This window comes from Psychrobacter sp. SZ93C1, from assembly GCF_015864635.1.
Taxonomy (GTDB): domain Bacteria; phylum Pseudomonadota; class Gammaproteobacteria; order Pseudomonadales; family Moraxellaceae; genus Psychrobacter; species Psychrobacter fozii.
This window is the reverse complement of the sequence record NZ_JADYWY010000024.1, coordinates 1-1,885: the sequence shown is the minus strand read 5'-3', so window position 1 is coordinate 1,885 and position 1,885 is coordinate 1. Positions and strand designations below refer to the sequence as shown.

The 1,885-nt window shown below is 50.2% G+C and carries 1 protein-coding gene; it reads right to left on the bottom strand.

The features are described 5' to 3' along the window. Positions 1-1,885 (bottom strand): DUF2345 domain-containing protein (locus I6E83_RS14605; protein WP_197102967.1); only part of this gene is annotated, 1,885 nt, incomplete at both ends.

The following is a 1,885-nucleotide window of genomic DNA, read 5'->3' as shown; positions in this document are numbered from 1 at the left end:
CACTGCCCCGATCCACCTTACTAGCCTTATAGCCCACTTGAGCAGGCGTGATAAACGTCACATTGCCACCTGATATCTCAATACCACTGCCTGCCGCTTTTAGGGTCAGCGTATCAGGCGCGATAACCTCAATACTGTCTCGGCTATGGATGCGTAGTACTTGCTCACTATCGAGTCGCATCTCACCTTGATGCGCTTGTATCGTCACATCGCCATGAGCCGCAGTATGGGTCTGGGCTTTGTTTGAATAGTAGTGAATATCGCCTGCCACCAGCTGATTCATCTGCGTTTGACTGTGATGATGGGTGCTATCGGTGGCGTGGCTGTGCGTGCTTTCAGTACTGGTATGTTGGCTATGCTGTCCGCTTAGCATGGCAAGGTGACGTTGAGAGTCAATCAGCAAATTGGCTTGTTGCCACTGTCCTGCACCATCTAGTGCACTGTCATTGGTGTCTTTGCTAAATTGACCAAATGGCGTTTGCTGCTCTCCTCTTTTGCTACTGCTTTGACTGCTGCCGTCTATGCCGACAGGTTGATGGGTTTCTGCTAGGCTTTGATAGGCTATTTGATGTTGGTCAGCAGTTTGTAGTTTGCTATGGCTGTCATGACTCATGTGAGGGTTTGATGAGGGATCTGACTGTTGGCTGCTGATATGAATGCCGGTGCTGCCTTGGATGTTGGCAGCCGCTTGGGTCTCGATACTGATGCCTTGTCCACGTGCTTGACCACGGGTATGGTCGGTGTGCTGATAGAGATGACCAATGCTTAGGCTGGACTGGTAGCTGCTGCTATAGACGTTGATCTGCGGACTCTCAGGATGGGCGTCAAACATGAGCTGGTTGTAGCCATTAGTGATGCTGTCTTTGGTGGCATCGCCTGTACGACTGCTGTCGATGCTTTGGGTTTTGATGCCGTCTATGGGGTAAGCATGGCTTTGGTTGATGAACCAAGCGGGACTGGTGGCGTCGATGCTACCTGAGTCACTGACGATGCTATTGTGCTGAGCGTCAGAATTGCCTTGTCCGTTATGGGTGCTGCCGATGATGATGGGATGGCTTAAGTCACCACCGATGAAGTCGATGAGGACATGCTGTCCATGACGCAGAGGATGGGTCTGTCCCATGTGGTCGGCGACGAGGTGACTGGCGATGGGTATCCAGTGGGCGTCATCATGACTATTGTCGCTTTTATTATCGCTGCCATTACTGTCTTCACCTTGCCAGTGATATCTGATATGGGCACGGTGGTTACGGTCATGGGTAATGGCGCTGCTGTCTGTGTCTATGATGCTGGCACTCATGAGACCTGTGAGACTCGGATGTGGTTGTCCAAGCTCGCTTAACTGTTCGCCATATGGGACATGGTGATGATGTGGAAACGGTAGGTAGCAGGCATTAACATAATGGACGTTGTTATTATTATCACTGTCGTCATCATTGTCATGATTGGCATTCGGCTGCAAGGTAATAGGATCAAAGGCGACTGCGCCCAACCAATCTGCAGGTATGTGGTTATTAATGTGTTGATGAATGGAGACGAGACTGATCGGATCGGTTAAATAAGGATTACCATCGATATAGTGAGCGCTTGGCAGATTCAGATGACGGATGTTGCCTGTTAGGCTACCAAGATTGGCAAGCTGCTCAGCGTTCTGCTGATAGCGAGTAGCAAGCGCGGTGAGTCCATCATCGTTTAGGTGGCTATGACTGTGTAAAAAGCGACTGTGAACACTGGGACTGTCCGAGTCAATAGGTTGTTCACTGGTGCTACTACCAGTATAAGTGCCAATTAAGCGGTTATCGTAACGATATAGATCACTCTGCTGAGTATGTTGGGCAACTTGCGGACGAACGGTGGTGATGCGGTCTTGTCTGTCAGCGAGGTT